Source organism: Pseudomonas sp. R1-15 (assembly GCF_051132085.1).
Taxonomy (GTDB): domain Bacteria; phylum Pseudomonadota; class Gammaproteobacteria; order Pseudomonadales; family Pseudomonadaceae; genus Aquipseudomonas.
On sequence record NZ_CP071660.1, the window covers coordinates 5,972,479 to 5,989,007 of the forward strand.

At 61.7% G+C, this 16,529-nt stretch carries 16 protein-coding genes and 1 pseudogene; 8 read left to right on the plus strand and 9 right to left on the minus strand.

Features of this window, described 5'->3' with window-relative positions; all coding sequences use genetic code 11:
- The first annotated feature begins 60 nt into the window (after nucleotides 1-60).
- From J3P97_RS27130 to J3P97_RS27140, 3 genes and pseudogenes are all read left to right on the plus strand, one after another.
- Nucleotides 61-398: pseudogene (locus J3P97_RS27130) on the plus strand (DUF6124 family protein).
- A 373-nt stretch (nucleotides 399-771) separates the two neighbouring features.
- A complete protein-coding gene (locus J3P97_RS27135; protein WP_434673145.1) occupies nucleotides 772-1,281 on the plus strand; it encodes a hypothetical protein in 510 nt (169 codons plus the stop codon).
- Nucleotides 1,268-1,501, plus strand: a complete 234-nt coding sequence (locus J3P97_RS27140; RefSeq protein WP_434673146.1) for a hypothetical protein — start codon at nucleotides 1,268-1,270, stop codon at nucleotides 1,499-1,501. Before J3P97_RS27135 ends, J3P97_RS27140 begins: the two co-directional genes overlap by 14 nt.
- A gap of 12 nt (nucleotides 1,502-1,513) precedes the next feature.
- On the opposite strand, the gene J3P97_RS27145 is transcribed toward J3P97_RS27140, so the two are convergent.
- The 5 genes from J3P97_RS27145 to def all read right to left on the minus strand — a co-directional run bounded on the left by J3P97_RS27145 (nucleotide 1,514) and on the right by def (nucleotide 6,237).
- Entirely contained in the window at nucleotides 1,514-1,819 is a 306-nt protein-coding gene (locus J3P97_RS27145; protein WP_434673147.1) for a tetratricopeptide repeat protein, read from the minus strand.
- A gap of 176 nt (nucleotides 1,820-1,995) precedes the next feature.
- Entirely contained in the window at nucleotides 1,996-3,369 is a 1,374-nt protein-coding gene (gene trkA, locus J3P97_RS27150) for a Trk system potassium transporter TrkA (RefSeq protein WP_305497805.1), read from the minus strand.
- 23 nt (nucleotides 3,370-3,392) lie between these two features.
- Nucleotides 3,393-4,703 (minus strand): 16S rRNA (cytosine(967)-C(5))-methyltransferase RsmB, encoded by a 1,311-nt coding sequence (gene rsmB, locus J3P97_RS27155; protein WP_434673148.1) that lies wholly within the window; start codon nucleotides 4,701-4,703, stop codon nucleotides 3,393-3,395.
- Nucleotides 4,700-5,659 carry a methionyl-tRNA formyltransferase gene (gene fmt, locus J3P97_RS27160; protein WP_434673149.1) on the minus strand — a complete coding sequence of 320 codons (960 nt, stop codon included), beginning with the start codon at nucleotides 5,657-5,659 and terminating at the stop codon, nucleotides 4,700-4,702. Before fmt ends, rsmB begins: the two co-directional genes overlap by 4 nt.
- Nucleotides 5,660-5,730: 71 nt before the next feature.
- Nucleotides 5,731-6,237 carry a peptide deformylase gene (def, locus tag J3P97_RS27165; RefSeq protein ID WP_305497802.1) on the minus strand — a complete coding sequence of 169 codons (507 nt, stop codon included), beginning with the start codon at nucleotides 6,235-6,237 and terminating at the stop codon, nucleotides 5,731-5,733.
- Nucleotides 6,238-6,392: 155 nt separating this feature from the next.
- Between def and J3P97_RS27170 the strand changes: the two genes are divergently transcribed.
- The 3 genes from J3P97_RS27170 to J3P97_RS27180 all read left to right on the plus strand — a co-directional run bounded on the left by J3P97_RS27170 (nucleotide 6,393) and on the right by J3P97_RS27180 (nucleotide 9,212).
- On the plus strand, nucleotides 6,393-7,418 hold the full coding sequence (locus tag J3P97_RS27170; protein WP_434602310.1) for a LysM peptidoglycan-binding domain-containing protein: 1,026 nt from the start codon (nucleotides 6,393-6,395) through the stop codon (nucleotides 7,416-7,418).
- An 81-nt stretch (nucleotides 7,419-7,499) separates the two neighbouring features.
- Complete coding sequence (dprA, locus tag J3P97_RS27175; RefSeq protein ID WP_434673150.1) at nucleotides 7,500-8,594, plus strand: DNA-processing protein DprA; 1,095 nt, start codon at nucleotides 7,500-7,502, stop codon at nucleotides 8,592-8,594.
- Between the two features lie 60 nt (nucleotides 8,595-8,654).
- Entirely contained in the window at nucleotides 8,655-9,212 is a 558-nt protein-coding gene (locus J3P97_RS27180; protein WP_305497800.1) for an L-threonylcarbamoyladenylate synthase, read from the plus strand.
- A gap of 134 nt (nucleotides 9,213-9,346) precedes the next feature.
- Here J3P97_RS27180 and J3P97_RS27185 read toward each other — a convergent pair whose 3' ends face one another.
- Nucleotides 9,347-10,324, minus strand: coding sequence for an NADPH:quinone reductase (locus J3P97_RS27185; RefSeq protein WP_434673151.1), 978 nt, complete (start codon nucleotides 10,322-10,324; stop codon nucleotides 9,347-9,349).
- A 163-nt stretch (nucleotides 10,325-10,487) separates the two neighbouring features.
- Here J3P97_RS27185 and hemF point away from each other — a divergent pair, with 163 nt between their 5' ends.
- Both hemF and aroE read left to right on the plus strand, forming a co-directional pair.
- Nucleotides 10,488-11,402 carry an oxygen-dependent coproporphyrinogen oxidase gene (hemF, locus tag J3P97_RS27190; protein ID WP_434570789.1) on the plus strand — a complete coding sequence of 305 codons (915 nt, stop codon included), beginning with the start codon at nucleotides 10,488-10,490 and terminating at the stop codon, nucleotides 11,400-11,402.
- A 14-nt stretch (nucleotides 11,403-11,416) separates the two neighbouring features.
- Nucleotides 11,417-12,247, plus strand: coding sequence for a shikimate dehydrogenase (gene aroE / locus J3P97_RS27195; RefSeq protein ID WP_434673152.1), 831 nt, complete (start codon nucleotides 11,417-11,419; stop codon nucleotides 12,245-12,247).
- Here the strand turns inward: aroE and J3P97_RS27200 are convergent.
- The 3 genes from J3P97_RS27200 to betC form a co-directional block, all read right to left on the minus strand.
- Nucleotides 12,237-13,805: a SulP family inorganic anion transporter gene (locus tag J3P97_RS27200; RefSeq protein ID WP_434673153.1), complete on the minus strand. Its 1,569-nt coding sequence runs from the start codon at nucleotides 13,803-13,805 to the stop codon at nucleotides 12,237-12,239. The genes aroE and J3P97_RS27200 overlap by 11 nt on opposite strands.
- Nucleotides 13,806-13,968: 163 nt before the next feature.
- Nucleotides 13,969-14,889, minus strand: a complete 921-nt coding sequence (gene choX, locus J3P97_RS27205; protein WP_305497797.1) for a choline ABC transporter substrate-binding protein — start codon at nucleotides 14,887-14,889, stop codon at nucleotides 13,969-13,971.
- A gap of 23 nt (nucleotides 14,890-14,912) precedes the next feature.
- Nucleotides 14,913-16,421, minus strand: coding sequence for a choline-sulfatase (betC, locus tag J3P97_RS27210; protein WP_434673154.1), 1,509 nt, complete (start codon nucleotides 16,419-16,421; stop codon nucleotides 14,913-14,915).
- Between the last annotated feature and the right edge of the window lie 108 nt (nucleotides 16,422-16,529).

Here is a 16,529-nt window from a genome sequence, read left to right on the forward strand (position 1 = left end):
GTTGCCTCCCTTTCGTTTAGTAGCGAGACGGTAGCGGCTACTAACAAAGGAAACGTGAGCATGTTCAAAGAAACTCCGAACCAGCCAGAGGCAGGTTCCACCTCTACCTCCGCAAAATCCAAAGCCAAGCAACAAGACGAAACCACCGAACCGAAACCGGAAGAATCCCAAGAGGACCTCAAACCGGGGCAGCTATTCACCGTCGTGAAAGGCCTCGATAACGAATGCCTGCTCGCCAACCTCAGCGAGACGTTGGCTTCGGCTGATGCGATGGTGAGTGATCTGGCGTTGATCTGGATGGGACACGGCGTCATGTGGCGCTGGGGATTCAGCAGTTGATTGAGTTGAGTTCGTTGCTGGCGAATCGGGTGTTGGATAACGTGGAGCCGCGGCGGTAGGATTTAATTTCAACGGAATAACCCGACGTTTTGCGTCGGGTTTTCTTCCCTCCGTGGAAACAGTCGTGAAGCTACGGTGCGGGCCAATACAGCGATTGACCTGCACCTCGATGCTGACCAGTAAGTCGCCAGCATGGTAAGTAGGCAGGATTTCATTGGCATACATACGCGAGCCGAGCGCATTGGATTCAAATTAACTCTATGCCGCTGCCACAAAGCGAGGCTCTTGAGAATTATCTGTAGGACAACCGGATCGAACTCCTTTGCGGAAACTTAAGTGACAAACAACCCGCCTAAACCGGAGTCGTCCATTATGTAAATCTCCATTTCTGAATGAAACTCAAAGCCTTGTGAATTCATCAAGGATTGAAGAATGGAGTTCGATAAGTATCAGTTCACCACCCATCACGGAATCAATTTCTGCGTAAGCCGTTTCACCGTCATGCCCGCAGACAGAGGCGGGCTCAGAACGCTGTATTTTCGCGAGGCGAAAGCGGCCAACTTTGAAGTCATCCGATTGCTGGTGGAGCTCTATGACAAGATGCTCGCCAGGGATTTGCCTTGTGTCATGAACGTCGGAATTTCCAATCCCCTGACTCGCAGCCAGGGGGATTTGCTCAATGAGCAACGCACGGATCTTCTCACCATGACCACTGGGATTTTTACGGGGGTGGCTGGTCAAGTGCCAGGCATTGGCAAAGTTGTCGCACCAGCAGCAGGCTACTTAGGCCGAAGGTGGGCCAAGGGCCTGTTACCGACCTATCACACCGGCGATGTAATCGTCAGCCTGGGTGCTCAAGTCAGCGGCGGTATCGGGCCACAGCGCTCAACTTCGTCCATCATCATTCAATCCCGAGGAAACATAAGCTATGAGTCTCAATAGTCAGTATGTACTGGCCGGTTTGGGGATCCTGCTGCTGCATGTTTGTGTGAGACGCTACGTGCTCAGGGTGCGACTGGGGATAGCCCTGGTTTGCTTGGGTTTTTTGCTGATATTTGTGTTGCCGTCATTCATTGGCAGCATCGATGTCGGGCTCTTTGCGATTGCAGCAATAGCGGCGGGATCGGGGATGCTCTCCAGTCGAAGGCTGTACGAGAAGTGATGGTGGCCGCTCCTATCGATCCAGTTTTTTGAGGAACACAGTCATTTCCTTTTCCGCCTGTTTGTCACCATGAGCCCGGGCGGCTTCCAGGCCTTGTACCCAGGCTTGGCGGGCCGCCGCTACATCGCCCTGGCCTTGATGGGCCTTGCCCAGCAGTTTCCAGGCAGCCGAATACTTGGGGTCGAATTCGACGCAGCGTTGGAGATGTTCGGCGGCGCGGCGGAATTCGCCTAGGTCGAGGTAGCCCTTGCCGAGGCCGAAGCGGAGAAGGGAGTTGTCCACGCCCTTGGCGAGCATTTTTTCGAGGGAGTCGAGCATGGGGGCGTCCTTATTGGTTGGGTCAGGGGCTGAGCGGTTGGTTGCTGGATGGCTTTCGCGAGCAGGCTCGCTCCCACAGAAGATCTCCAGTGTTCACAGACGTTGTGAACAACATGACCCCTTGTGGGAGCGAGCCTGCTCGCGATGAGGCCAGTAGCCTCACCGCAAACGCTGGATCAGAAAAAGCTCAACCCCACATGGAACAGCTTCTCGACATCACGGATATGCTTCTTGTCCACCAGGAACAGGATCACATGGTCGCCGGTCTGGATGGTGGTGACGTCATGGGCGATCAGCACCTGTTCGTCGCGGATTATCGCGCCGATGGTGGTGCCGGGCGGCAGGCCGATGTCGCGGATGGCTTTGCCGATCACTTTGCTCGACTTGGCATCGCCATGGGCGATCGCCTCGATGGCTTCGGCCGCGCCGCGGCGCAGGGAGTGGACGCTGACGATGTCGCCGCGGCGCACGTGGGCGAGCAAGGTGCCGATGGTTGCCAGTTGCGGGCTGATGGCGATGTCGATGTCGCCGCCCTGGATCAGGTCGACGTAGGCCGGGTTGTTGATGATGGTCATGACCTTCTTCGCACCCAGGCGTTTGGCGAGCAGCGAGGACATGATGTTGGCTTCGTCGTCGTTGGTCAGGGCGAGGAAGATGTCGGCATCGGCGATGTTTTCTTCCAGCAGCAGGTCGCGATCCGAGGCACTGCCTTGCAGCACCACGGTGCTGTCGAGGGTGTCCGAGAGGTAGCGGCAACGCGCCGGGTTCATCTCGATGATCTTGACCTGGTAACGGCTTTCGATGGCTTCGGCCAGGCGCTCGCCGATCTGCCCGCCGCCGGCGATGACGATGCGCTTGTAGTTCTCGTCGAGACGGCGCATTTCGCTCATGACTGCGCGAATATTCGCCTTGGCGGCGATGAAAAATACCTCGTCGTCCGCTTCGATCACTGTGTCGCCCTGGGGCAGGATCGGTCGGTCACGGCGGAAAATCGCCGCGACCCGGGTTTCGACATTGGGCATGTGCTCGCGCAACTGACGTAGCTGCTGGCCCACCAGCGGCCCGCCGTAGTAGGCCTTGACCGCCACCAGTTGGGCCTTGCCCTCGGCGAAGTCGATCACCTGCAAGGCACCGGGATGCTCGATCAGGCGCTTGATGTAGTTGGTAACCACCTGCTCGGGGCTGATCAGCACGTCCACCGGAATCGCTTCGTTGTCGAACAGGTCGGCGCGAGTCAGGTAGGCCGCTTCACGCACCCGGGCGATTTTGGTCGGGGTGTGGAACAGCGTGTGGGCGACCTGGCAGGCGACCATGTTGGTTTCGTCGCTGTTGGTCACGGCCACCAACATGTCGGCGTCGTCGGCACCCGCCTGGCGCAGCACCGTCGGCAAGGAGCCACGCCCTTGCACGGTGCGGATGTCGAGACGGTCGCCGAGGTCGCGCAGGCGCTCGCCGTCGGTGTCGACCACGGTGATGTCGTTGGCCTCGCTGGCCAGATGTTCTGCCAGCGAACCGCCGACTTGCCCTGCCCCGAGGATGATGATTTTCATCCAGCCACTCCTATCGAATCGGTTTAACCGCGTGCGGCGGCAATCTTGATCAACTTGGCGTAATAGAACCCGTCATGCCCGCCCTCCTGGGCCAGCAACTGGCGGCCATGGGGCTGTTTGATGCCGGCCTGGGTGGCGATGTCCAACTCCCTCGCTCCCGGCGTGCGGGCGAGGAATGCTTCGATCACGTCGGTGTTCTCGGTCGGCAAGGTCGAGCATGTGGCGTACAGCAGCATGCCGCCGACCTCGAGGGTCAGCCACAGGGCGTCGAGCAGCTCCCCTTGCAGTTGCGCCAATGGGGCGATGTCGTCCGCCTGACGGGTGAGCTTGATGTCCGGATGGCGACGGATGACGCCAGTGGCCGAGCAAGGCGCGTCCAGCAGGATGCGCTGGAATGGCTTGCCGTCCCACCAGGCGGCGGTGTCGCGGCCATCGGCGGCGAACAGCTCGGCATCCAGGCCCAGGCGCGCGAGGTTTTCCTTCACCCGCACCAGGCGCTTGGCTTCCAGGTCCACCGCCACTACACCGGCCAGTTTTGGCTCGGCCTCAAGGATGTGGCAGGTCTTGCCGCCCGGGGCGCAACAGGCGTCAAGCACTCGTTGGCCCGGCGCCAGTTCCAGCAAGTCGGCGGCCAGCTGCGCGGCTTCGTCCTGGACGCTGATCCAGCCGTCGGCGAAACCTGGCAGGGCACGGACGTCGCCCGGGGTTTCCAGGATGATGCCGTCGCGGCTGTATTGGCACGGGATGGCCGGGATGCCGGCTTCGCCCAGCAAGGCCAGATACGCATCACGGGTGTGATGACGGCGGTTGACCCGCAGGATCATCGGCGGATGGGCATTGTTGGCCGCGCAGATGGCTTCCCACTGGTCAGGCCAGAAGGCTTTCAGGGATTTCTGCAGCCAGCGCGGGTGGGCAGTGCGCACCACCGGGTCATGTTCCAGTTCCGCCAGCAGGGTTTCGCTTTCCCGTTGTGCGCGGCGCAGCACGGCATTGAGCAGCGCCTTGGCCCAGGGCTTTTTCAGTTTGTCGGCGCAACCCACGGTTTCGCCGATAGCGGCGTGGGCCGGAACGCGGGTGTAGAGCAATTGGTAGAGACCCACCAGCAACAACGCCTCGACATCGGCATCGCCCGCCTTGAACGGCTTCTGCAGCAGCTTGGCCGCGAGGGCCGACAACCGTGGTTGCCAACGAGCGGTGCCGAACGCCAGGTCCTGGGTGAAACCGCGATCACGGTCTTCGACCTTGTCCAGTTGGGTCGGCAGGGAACTGTTGAGCGAAGCCTTGCCGCCGAGAACGGCGGCCAGTGCCTTGGCGGCGGCCAGACGCGGATTCATGAAGCGTCCGCCGCTTGGCCGAGGACGGTGCCGACGGCGAACTTCTCACGGCGGCTGTTGAACAGATCGCTGAAGCCCAGCGCCTTGCCGCCGGGCAATTGCAGTCGGGTCAGGCACAGCGCCTGATCGCCACAGGCGACGATGAGGCCGTCTTTGCTGGCGCTGAGAATTGCACCCGGTGCGCCCTTCCCTTCGGCGCAGCTGGCGGCCAGGACTTTCACGGCTTCGCCGTTCAACGTGCTGTGGCAGACCGGCCAAGGGTTGAAGGCACGCACCAGGCGCTCCAGTTCAACGGCCGGGCGGCTCCAGTCGATGCGGGCTTCGTCCTTGTTCAATTTGTGCGCGTACGTGGCGAGGCTGTCATCCTGCACTTCGCCTTGCAGCGTGCCGGCAGCCAGGCCCGCGATGGCCTCGACCACGGCCGGCGGGCCGATCAGCGCGAGGCGATCATGCAGGCTGCCGCCCGTGTCTTCAGCGCCGATAGGCGTGTTCACCTTGAGCAGCATCGGCCCCGTGTCCAGTCCGGCCTCCATGCGCATCACGGTCACGCCGCTCTCGGCATCGCCGGCCTGCACGGCGCGCTGGATCGGCGCCGCACCGCGCCAGCGCGGCAACAGCGAAGCGTGGCTGTTGATGCAGCCCAGGCGCGGAATATCCAGCACCACTTGCGGCAGGATCAAGCCGTAGGCGACCACCACCATCAAGTCCGGCTTCAGCGCGGCCAGTTCGGCCTGGGCTTGCGCATCGCGCAGGGTCGGCGGCTGCAACACTTGCAGGCCATTCTCCAGAGCCAGTTGCTTGACCGGGCTGGGCATCAGTTTCTGTCCACGACCGGCAGGGCGATCCGGCTGGGTATAGACCGCGACGATTTCATGAGGGCTGGCCAGCAGGGCCTTGAGGTGTTCAGCGGCAAATTCGGGGGTGCCGGCAAAGACGATGCGCAGTGGCTCAGTCATGGGAAGCTCTCAATTACAAAGCAATCGCAAAAAGAAAAAGGCTTGCCGCGGCAAGCCTTTGAAGAAGGGCATCAAGCGTTCTGGCGATGAATCTTTTCCAGTTTTTTCTTGATCCGGTCACGCTTGAGATTAGACAGGTAATCGACGAACAGCTTGCCGTTGAGGTGGTCGCATTCGTGCTGGATACACACCGCCAACAGGCCCTCGGCGATCAGCTCGTAAGGCTTGCCGTCGCGGTCCAGGGCCTTGATCCTGACCTTCTGCGGACGGTCGACGTTTTCGTAGAAGCCCGGCACCGAAAGGCAGCCTTCCTGGTACTGCTCCATCTCGTCGGTCAGGGTTTCGAACTCGGGGTTGATGAACACCCGCGGCTCGCTGCGGTCTTCGGAGAGGTCCATGACGACGATACGCTTGTGCACGTTGACCTGGGTCGCGGCGAGGCCGATGCCTGGCGCCTCATACATTGTTTCAAACATGTCATCGACCAACTGGCGCACTTCGTCGTCCACTACGGCCACCGGTTTGGCGATGGTGCGCAGGCGCGGGTCCGGAAATTCGAGAATGTTCAAAATGGCCATAAGCTTGATAAATGCACGTGTGAAGTAAGGTCGGGTGGCTGGCCTGGCGTGTCTTGGAATGCAGGCTACCGTTGTAAAACGTTGCTCTTGAATCGGAGCGAGCCACGGGGGCTCTGGCGTTTTACGCGAACGCACATAATAAAGGGATTCACCGCATGAGGAAATCACTACTCGCCCTGCTGCTCCTGGCCTCGGCCGGTATCGCGCACGGGCAAGTGCAACTTCGGGAAGGTTTTCCGCAGCAATACACAGTGGTTCCAGGGGATACGCTGTGGGACATTTCCGGTAAATACCTGCGCGAACCCTGGAAATGGCCCGAGCTGTGGCAGGCCAACCCGCAGATTGAAAACCCGCACCTGATCTACCCCGGCGACACCCTGTCGCTGATCTACGTCAACGGCCAGCCACGGCTGACCCTCAATCGCGGGGCCTCGCGCGGCACCATCAAGCTGTCGCCGCGAGTCCGCAGCTCACCGGTGGCAGACGCCATTCCGAGCATCCCGCTCCAGGCGATCAACAGCTTCCTGCTGAGCAACCGCATCGTCGACACGGCGGAGGATTTCAACAAGGCGCCCTACGTCGTCGCAGGCGATGCCGAACGAGTGCTCAGCGGCACCGGCGACCGGATCTTCGCCCGCGGCACCTTCGATGCGAGCCAGTCGGCCTACGGCATCTTCCGCCAAGGCAAGGTCTACACCGACCCCGAGACCAAGGAATTTCTCGGGATCAATGCCGACGACATCGGCAGCGGCGAGATCGTCGCCACCGAAGGCGACGTCACCACCCTGGCCCTGCAGCGCACCACCCAGGAGGTGCGCCTCGGCGATCGGCTGTTCAGCGGTGAAGAACGCTCGATCAACTCGACCTTCATGCCCAGCGCGCCAAAATCGGACATCAACGGGTTGATCCTCGATGTGCCCCGGGGCGTGACCCAGATCGGCGCGATGGACGTGGTCACCCTGAACAAGGGGCGCCGTGACGGATTGGCCGAAGGCAACGTTCTGGCGGTCATGAAAACCGGTGAAACAGTGCGCGACCGCATCACCGGCGCCCCGGTGAAGATTCCCGACGAACGCGCCGGCCTGCTGATGGTGTTCCGCACCTACGACAAGCTCAGTTATGGCCTGGTGCTGTACGCCTCGCGCTCGCTGGCAATCCTCGACAAGGTGCGCAATCCGTAACGGGTCTCACAAGTTACCAACAGAGTTATCCACAACTTGTTCCCGTTTGTACGCGCCTTATGACGATCAAGGATTGATCACATGCCATTGCCTGAATCCGCTGCGGTTCCGCCCGCGGAACTGGAGGCCCGTCTGCGCTTGCATCGCTTGCCGGAACTGGGACCCAAACGTTTCATGACCCTAATGGAAGCCTTCGGCTCGGCCTCCAAAGCCATCAGCGCCCCGGCCAGCGCATGGCGAGCGCTGGGGTTGCCGGCGCAGTGCGCCGAGGCCCGACGTGCGCCGGAAATTCGTGACGGCGCGGCCCGCGCGCTGGCCTGGCTAGAGGGTTCGGCCCACTGTCTATTGATGTGGGACCAGCCCGACTACCCGGCGTTGCTGGCGCAGATCTGCGACGCGCCGCCGCTTCTGTTCGTTGCCGGCGACACCTCGATTCTGGAAAAGCCGCAACTGGCAATGGTCGGCAGTCGTCGCGCCTCGCGTCCCGGCATGGACACCGCGGCGGCATTTTCCCGGAGCCTGGCCGGAGCTGGATTTGTCATCACCAGCGGTTTGGCCTTGGGTATCGACGCGGCCGCGCATCAGGCTGCGCTGGATGTCGGCGGGCAGACCATCGGTGTGCTGGGCACGGGCCTGGAAAATTTTTATCCACAGCGCAATCGTCGGCTGGCAGAAGCGATGATCGCCCAAGGCAGCGCGGTACTGTCGGAGTTCCCCCTGGACGCGCCACCCCACGCCAGCAACTTCCCGCGCCGCAATCGGATTATCAGCGGGTTGTCCCTTGGCGTGCTGGTGGTCGAGGCCAGCGTCGCCAGTGGCTCGCTGATCACCGCGCGCCTGGCGGCGGAACAGGGTCGTGAGGTGTATGCCATTCCGGGGTCGATTCACCATCCCGGCGCCCGGGGCTGCCATCAACTGATCCGTGACGGCGCGGCGCTGGTGGAAACCGTGGAGCACATCCTCGAAGCGCTACGCGGTTGGCAACGCTTACCCTTCAGCGCCGAGCCTGTCGCCGTGACGCATCCGCTGTTGCGCCTGCTGCACGCCGCGCCGCAGACCAGCGAAGCACTGGCCGATGCCAGCGGCTGGGGCTTGTCCAAGGTCCTGGCGGCACTGACCGACCTGGAAATGGACGGAAGGGCGGCGTGCGAGCATGGACGCTGGTTTGCTCGCTAGGTTTTATGGGGAAGATCGGTAAACTGCGCACAGCCTTATTTGCGTTGCGGAGAATCTTTCATGGTCAACAGTTGGCGTGTGCAACAAGCCGCGCGAGAAATTCGCGCCGGGGCGGTGATTGCCTATCCAACCGAAGCGGTCTGGGGCCTGGGTTGCGACCCGTGGAACGAAGATGCGGTGGAGCGCCTGTTGGCGATCAAGTCCCGACTGCCCGACAAGGGATTGATACTGGTGGCCGACAATATCCACCAGTTCGATTTCTTGTTCGAGGACTTCCCCGAGACCTGGATGGATCGCATGGCCAGCACTTGGCCTGGGCCGAACACCTGGCTGGTCCCGCACCAGAACCTGTTGCCGGAATGGATCACCGGCGTGCACGACACCGTCGCGCTACGGGTCAGCGATCATCCGATCGTGCGCGACCTGTGTTCGCTGGTCGGCCCGCTTGTCTCCACCTCGGCCAACCCCCAGGGGCGCCCGGCGGCACGCACGCGGATCCGCGTGGAGCAGTATTTCCGCGGACAGATCGACCTGGTGCTGGGTGGCAACCTGGGCGGGCGTCGAAACCCGAGCGTGATCCGTGACCTGGCGACCGGCAAGGTGGTGCGCCCGGACTGATTTTTTATCAGCGCACAATCAACTGTGGGAGCGAGCCTGCTCGCGAAAGCGGTGTATCAGTCAACATTAATGTTGGCTGACTTGACGCCTTCGCGAGCAGGCTCGCTCCCACAGGTTCTTTAGCGAACTCTAGATCAAGGCAGGAGGATGGTCGACCCCGTCGTGCGCCGCGCCGACAACTCGGTATGGGCCTTGGCCGCTTCCGCCAGCGGATAACGCTGGTTGATATCCACGGTAAGCTTGCCGCTGGCGATCATGGCGAATAGCTCATCGGCCATCTGCTGGAGGTTTTCGGCGTTGTTGGCGTAGGTCGCCAGAGTCGGGCGGGTGACGTACAGCGAGCCCTTGGCCGAGAGGATCCCCAGGTTCACACCGTCCACCGCGCCGGAGGCATTGCCAAAGCTCACCACCAGGCCACGGGGAGCCGTGCAATCCAGGGAGGTCAGCCAGGTGTCCTTGCCGACGCCGTCGTACACCACCGGGACCTTATTGCCGTCAGTCAATTCCAGTACACGCTGTACGACGTTTTCCTTGCTGTAGTCGATCACTTCCCAGGCGCCGTGGGATTTTGCAATAGCGGCTTTTTCCGCCGAGCTGACGGTGCCGATCAGCTTCACGCCCAGGGCCTTGGCCCACTGGCAGGCCAGCGAGCCCACGCCACCGGCGGCGGCATGGAACAGGATGGTTTCGCCGCCCTTGAGCTCGTAAGTCTGGCGCAGCAGGTATTGCACGGTCAGGCCCTTGAGCATCACACCGGCGGCCTGTTCGAAACTGATGGATTCGGGCAAGTGGACCAGATTGGCCTCGGGCAACACATGCACATCGCTGTAGGCCCCCAGCGGACCGCTGCCATAGGCCACGCGGTCACCGACCTTGAAGCGCGTGACGTCCGCGCCGACGGCCTCGACCACGCCGGCACCCTCGGCACCGAGTCCCGATGGCAGCGCCGGTGGCGGGTAAAGCCCGCTGCGATAATAAGTGTCGATGAAGTTCAGCCCGATCGCCTTGTTGCTGACGCGAACCTGCTGCGGACCGGGCTCGGCCGGCTGGTATTCGACGTACTCAAGCACGTCCGGGCCGCCGTGGGCGCTGAACTGGATACGTTTGGCCATCTTCGCTCTCTCCTTATCGTGGGACTTTTTACCAAGCCTGCTATCGGACTCCTAAGCTTGATCTCCGTCAACTGTGGCGTGGGCGGATGCGGTGTTATCCTGTGCGCCCATTTGCCGGCGGCCCTTGTACGCCGCGCAGCGTAGCCCTGATCAAGGTGATGTCATGACTACTCGCACCGAGGCCGTGAAAGCCTATCTGCTCGACCTGCAAGACCGCATCTGCGCCGCCCTGGAAACCGAGGACGGTGGCACTCGCTTCGTCGAGGACGCCTGGACCCGACCTGCCGGCGGTGGCGGACGCACCCGGGTGATTGAAAACGGTACGGTCATCGAGAAGGGCGGCGTCAACTTTTCCCACGTCTTTGGCAGCGGTCTCCCACCCTCGGCCAGCGCCCACCGGCCGGAGCTGGCCGGGCGCGGTTTCGAGGCCCTGGGCGTGTCGCTGGTGATCCACCCGCACAATCCCCACGTGCCTACGTCCCACGCCAACGTACGCTTTTTCATCGCCGAAAAAGAAGGCGAAGAGCCGGTCTGGTGGTTTGGCGGCGGTTTCGACCTGACCCCTTACTACGGCGTGGAAGAAGATTGCGTGCATTGGCACCGCGTCGCCCAGCAAGCCTGCGAGCCGTTCGGCCCGGAGGTCTATTCGCGCTACAAGGCCTGGTGCGACAGCTATTTCCACATCAAGCATCGCAACGAACCGCGCGGCATCGGCGGTCTGTTTTTTGATGACCTGAACGAGTGGGACTTCGATACCAGCTTCGCCTTCATGCGCGCCATCGGCGACGCCTACATCGATGCCTACCTGCCTATCGTGCGGCGTCGCAAACACGACCCGTTCACCGCCGCGCAACGACAATTCCAGGAGTTCCGCCGTGGGCGCTACGTGGAATTCAACCTGGTCTATGACCGTGGCACCCTGTTCGGCCTGCAATCGGGCGGGCGTACCGAGTCGATCCTGATGTCGCTGCCACCGCAGGTCCGCTGGAGCTACGACTGGAAAGCCGAGCCGGGCAGCGAAGAAGCGCGGCTGACCGATTATTTCCTGCAGGACCGCGATTGGCTGGCTACGGCCTGAACGGGGAAAAGTCCATGGATCGCTACGTTGTAATGGGTAACCCGATCGGCCACAGCAAGTCGCCGTTGATCCATCGCCTGTTTGCCGAGCAAACCGGGCAAGCGTTGGACTACACCACGCTGCTGGCGCCGCTGGAGGACTTCGCCGCTTGCGCCCGGGAATTTTTCCGTGAGGGGCGTGGGGCAAATGTCACCGTGCCGTTCAAGGAGGACGCCTTTCGCCTGGCTGACAGCCTGACCGAACGGGCGCAACGGGCCGGTGCGGTCAATACCTTGAGCAAACAGGCCGACGGCCGCCTGCTGGGCGACAACACCGACGGCGCCGGACTCGTTCGGGACCTGACCGTCAACGCCGGGTTCAGCCTCAAGAACAAGCGCATCCTGCTGCTTGGCGCCGGCGGCGCGGTACGGGGCGCCTTGGAACCCTTGTTGGCTGAGGCGCCGTCATCGCTGATCATTGCCAATCGCACGGTGGAAAAAGCTGAATTGCTGGCTGAGCTGTTCGCCGACCTGGGTCCGGTCTCGGCCAGCGGTTTCGACTGGTTGCGCGAGCCGGTGGACCTGATCATCAATGCCACATCCGCCAGCCTGTCAGGCGAAGTACCGCCGATTGCCGGAAGTCTGATCGAGCCAGGCAAGACGTTTTGCTACGACATGATGTATGGCAAGGAGCCGACGTCGTTCTGCCGCTGGGCCGAAGAACACGGCGCGGCGGTGGCGATGGATGGCCTGGGCATGCTCGCCGAACAGGCGGGCGAAGCGTTTTTCCTGTGGCGTGGCGTACGTCCGGACACCGCCCCGGTGCTGGCGGAGTTGCGCCGTCAACTCGCTGCGGTCAATCCCTGAAGAGGATCGGGCATTTCTCCGGTCCTTCCAGCTTCAACAATTCCTCCACCACCGGTGGCCTTGCCCCACGCAAAGTCAGGCTGCGCCCCTGGCTGCGCAGGCGCCGGGCTTCCTGGTGGAGCATTTCGACGCCGGAGTAATCGATGAAGTTGATCTGCTGGGCGTCGATGATCACCTGCTGGGCGGGCATGCGTTGCAGGCGCACTTGCAAATAATGGCTGGCGCCGAAAAAGATCGAGCCGCCCACCCGCAAGACGTCCGCCTCACCTTCCCGGAAATGCTGCACCCGCGGTTGCGAAGTGCGCTTGAGATAGAAAAACAGCGAAGCCAACACGCCCGCGTAGATAGCCGTTTGCAGTTCAAGCAGCAGCGTGGCCAGGCAGGTGAGCCCCATCACCAGGAATTCGGAACGACTCACGCGGTACAGCGCCCGGATACCCCGATGGTCCACCAGGCCCCAGGCGATCAGCAAAATACTGCCGGCCATGGCGGGAATGGGAATGTGCGCGATCAGTGTCGCGCCGGCAACCGCGAACAGCGCCACCCACAACGCCGAAAACACTCCGGCCAGGGGCGAACAGGCACCCGCTTCATAGCTGAGACCGGAACGGGTAAAGGAGCCGGCTGACAGCGATCCGGCGAAAAATCCTCCGACGATATTGGAAAGCCCCTGCGCCCTGACTTCCTGATTCGCATCGAGCAGTTGCCCGGAGCGCACCGACAACGAGCGGGCGATGGACAGGCTGGTCACCAGCCCGAGCATGCCCACCGCAACGGCACCGGGCAGCAGACGCAGAATCAGCTCCAGGTCCAGGGGCAGCGGTGTAAGCGGCGGCAAGCGCCCGACGAAGGCGCTGACCAATGCCACATGCCCGAACATCCCGGGCCATGCCCAGACCACCAGGCTGGCAATCACCAAGGTGATCAGCAGACTCGGCCAGCGCGGCAGCAAGCGCTTGAGCACGATCCCGACCACCAGCGTCGCCAATCCCAACAGCAGCGATGGCTTATCCACAGCGCCGATGTGACTGACCAGCACCAGCACGCCCTTCAGGGCCGTAGCTTCGTTGGGCAGGTCCAGGCCCAGCAGGTTCGGCAACTGCCCCAGCGCAATCACTACCGCCGCACCCAGGGTGAAGCCGAGTACGGCCGAGTGTGAGACAAAATTCACCAGTGCACCGAAACGCAGCAATCCCAGCAGCCATTGGAAAATACCCGCCAGTACCGTCAGCAGCAGGATCAACGTGATGTAGTCCTGAGTCGCCGGCACGGCCAGAGGACTGACAGTGGCGTAGAGGACAATGGAGATTGCCGCCGTAGGACCACAGATCAAATGCCAGGACGATCCCCATAGGCAGGCGATAAGCACCGGCACGATTGCCGCGTACAAGCCGTATTCCGGCGGCAGGCCGGCAATCAGTGCGTAGGCAATGGACTGCGGTAACGCGAGAATCGCGCCGCTGAGGCCGACGATCAGGTCACGGCCGACGCTGGCGCGGGTCTGCCGGGGCAGCCAGCTGAGGAACGGAAACAGCGAATGGCGCGTGGGGATTGCCATGGAGCCTCAAAGATGGGGTTTGGCACAAGAATATCAGGTGAACCAACGTGGCGAGGGAGCTTGCTCCCGCTCGGTCGCGCAGCGGCCGCAAAAAAACCGGGACCGCTGCGCCCGAAGCGTCGGACCGGCCCAGCGGGAGCAAGCTCCTCGCCACAAGAGCTCGTCAGAGCTTGGCCTTGACCGCCGCCAGCGCGTCCTTGCCATCCACCGTCTTCACGCCGTCCAGCCATTTGTCCAGCACCGCCGGGTTGGCCTTGATCCAGGCCTTGGCCGCTTCGGCGTTGCTGACCTTCTTGTTCACCACTTCGGCCATGATGCTGTTTTCCATTTCCTGGGTGAAGCTCAGGTTGGTCAGCAGCTTCCCGACGTTCGGGCAGGCCTGTGCATAACCCTTGCGCGTCAGCGTGTACACGCTGCCGGTATCGCCAAAGTACTTCTCGCCGCCCTTGAGGTAATGCATTTTCAGTTGCACGTTCATCGGGTGTGGGGTCCAGCCGAGGAACGTCACGAATTTCTGCTTCTTCACGGCTCGGGAGACTTCCGCCAGCATTGCCTGCTCGCTGGACTCCACCAGTTTCCATTCGCCCATGCCGAAATCGTTGGTCTTGATGATTTCTTTCAGCGAAAGGTTGGCCGGGGCGCCGGAACCGATGCCGTAGATCTTCTTGTCGAACTTGTCGGCGAACTTGTTCAGGTCGGCGAAGTTATGCACACCGGCGTCCCAGACGTAGTCCGGCACCGCCAGGGTAAACTCGGTGCCGTCCAGGTTCTTCGCCAATTGCGTGACATCGCCATTGGCGACGAACTTGTCATAGAACCCCTGCTGCGCCGGCATCCAGTTACCCAAGAAAACATCCACCTGGCCATCCTTCAGGCCACCGAACGTGATCGGTACCGCCAAGGTGTCGACCTTGGCCTTGTAGCCCATGCCCTCAAGCAGGAAACCGGTGATGGCGTTGGTCGCGGCGATATCGCTCCAGCCCGGATCGGCCATCTTCACGGTCTCGCAACTCTGCTCGGCCCACGCCGAAACACTGCTCAACGCCAACAGCCCGGCGGTCAGTACTGTGGATAACTTTTGCATGCGCTTCCCCTTACGTTATTGGTCTATTGGCAGGGTTGTGGATAACGGGCCTTGCGCTCCAGATCGTCGAGGTCGATGTGGTTGCGCATGTATTGCTGGCTGGCATCGACCAGCGGCTGGTGATCCCAGCTCTTGAGTTTGCCCAGGGTCAACGCCTGGGCAACGAAACGACGGCGTCGCTGGCTGGCGAGCACCTGTTGGTGAATGGCTGGAATATCCCATTTGGCCCGCGCTTCGGCGAGAAAATCGTTGAACAGCGCCTGATGCTCAGGCGACTGACTGAGATCCGCCACCTCCTGAGGATCATCACGCAGGTCGAACAACAGGCACGGGTCATCTTCGCTGTAGATGAATTTCCACGGGCCGCGACGGATCATCATCAACGGGCTGACGGTGCCTTCGGCCATGTATTCACCGAAGACTTCATCGTGCCCACCCTGCCCTTGCAGATGCGGAACCAGCGAGCGTCCATCCAGCGGCAAGCCTGGTTCCAGCGTGCCACCGGCCAGTTCGACCAGGGTCGGCAGCAGGTCAGCAGTGGACACCGCCGCGCTGACGCGGCCGCTGGCAAACTGGCCTGGGGCGCTAATCAGCAGCGGCACGCGGGCGGACATTTCAAACCAGTGCATTTTGTACCAGAGGCCTTTTTCGCCAAGCATGTCTCCATGATCGCCAGAGAACACGATGATGGTGTCGTCGAGCAACCCGGTGTCTTCCAACGTCTGCAGCAACTTGCCGACATTGCTGTCGATGTAGCTGCACGCGCCGAAGTAGGCGCGGCGAGCATCACGGATCTTATCCACAGGCAGCGGCTTGCCCCACAGATCGTAGACTTTCAACAGGCGTTGGGAATGTGGATCAAGCTCTGTCTGGTCCGGGGTGTAGGGCAGCGGGATGTCCTTGTCGTCATACAGATCCCAGAATGCCTTGGGAATCGTGTACGGATCGTGTGGATGGGTCATGGATACGGTGAGGCAAAACGGCTGGTCGCCGTCCTCGCGGATGTGGTCGAACAGGTACTGCTGGGCCTTGAACACCACCTCTTCATCAAAATCCAGCTGATTGGTGCGCACGCACGGTCCGGCCTGCAACACCGACGACATGTTGTGATACCAGCTCGGCCGCACATCCGGCTCGTCCCAGTTCACGGCCCAGCCGTAGTCCGCTGGATAAATGTCGCTGGTCAGGCGCTCTTCGTAACCGTGCAATTGGTCCGGCCCGCAAAAATGCATCTTGCCGGACAACGCCGTGCGATAGCCGAGACGGCGAAGGTAATGGGCATAAGTCGGAACGTCCGCCGGAAAATCCGCCGCGTTGTCATAGGCGCCGATCTTGCTCGGCAACTGACCGCTCACCAGCGTAAAGCGTGACGGCGCACAGAGCGGGCTGTTGCAGTACGCGGCATCGAATACCACGCCCTGGTCGGCCAGGCGTGACAGATTGGGCAGCTTGATGGGCGACGGACCGTAGATCGGCAACATTGGCGCGGCCATCTGATCGGCCATGATGAAAAGAATGTTCTTGCGCTTCATGTATTCGCGGCATTCCATAGTGAACGGTTATGCGATATTGCTGCGAACGAGCATGTAGCCCATGCTGGTTGGGGTAAAGCCCATGCAAGATAATGACTAGGATAAGCT

Coding starts and splice junctions, on each gene's coding strand:
- J3P97_RS27170 (WP_434602310.1), top strand. CDS start 6,393: ATGAGGAAATCACTACTCGCCCTGCTGCTCCTGGCCTCGGCCGGTATC.
- J3P97_RS27140 (WP_434673146.1), top strand. CDS start 1,268: ATGAGTCTCAATAGTCAGTATGTACTGGCCGGTTTGGGGATCCTGCTG.
- choX (WP_305497797.1), bottom strand. CDS start 14,889: ATGCAAAAGTTATCCACAGTACTGACCGCCGGGCTGTTGGCGTTGAGC.
- J3P97_RS27180 (WP_305497800.1), top strand. CDS start 8,655: ATGGTCAACAGTTGGCGTGTGCAACAAGCCGCGCGAGAAATTCGCGCC.
- J3P97_RS27135 (WP_434673145.1), top strand. CDS start 772: ATGGAGTTCGATAAGTATCAGTTCACCACCCATCACGGAATCAATTTC.
- hemF (WP_434570789.1), top strand. CDS start 10,488: ATGACTACTCGCACCGAGGCCGTGAAAGCCTATCTGCTCGACCTGCAA.
- rsmB (WP_434673148.1), bottom strand. CDS start 4,703: ATGAATCCGCGTCTGGCCGCCGCCAAGGCACTGGCCGCCGTTCTCGGC.
- J3P97_RS27145 (WP_434673147.1), bottom strand. CDS start 1,819: ATGCTCGACTCCCTCGAAAAAATGCTCGCCAAGGGCGTGGACAACTCC.
- betC (WP_434673154.1), bottom strand. CDS start 16,421: ATGAAGCGCAAGAACATTCTTTTCATCATGGCCGATCAGATGGCCGCG.
- fmt (WP_434673149.1), bottom strand. CDS start 5,659: ATGACTGAGCCACTGCGCATCGTCTTTGCCGGCACCCCCGAATTTGCC.
- dprA (WP_434673150.1), top strand. CDS start 7,500: ATGCCATTGCCTGAATCCGCTGCGGTTCCGCCCGCGGAACTGGAGGCC.
- def (WP_305497802.1), bottom strand. CDS start 6,237: ATGGCCATTTTGAACATTCTCGAATTTCCGGACCCGCGCCTGCGCACC.
- aroE (WP_434673152.1), top strand. CDS start 11,417: ATGGATCGCTACGTTGTAATGGGTAACCCGATCGGCCACAGCAAGTCG.
- J3P97_RS27185 (WP_434673151.1), bottom strand. CDS start 10,324: ATGGCCAAACGTATCCAGTTCAGCGCCCACGGCGGCCCGGACGTGCTT.
- trkA (WP_305497805.1), bottom strand. CDS start 3,369: ATGAAAATCATCATCCTCGGGGCAGGGCAAGTCGGCGGTTCGCTGGCA.
- J3P97_RS27200 (WP_434673153.1), bottom strand. CDS start 13,805: ATGGCAATCCCCACGCGCCATTCGCTGTTTCCGTTCCTCAGCTGGCTG.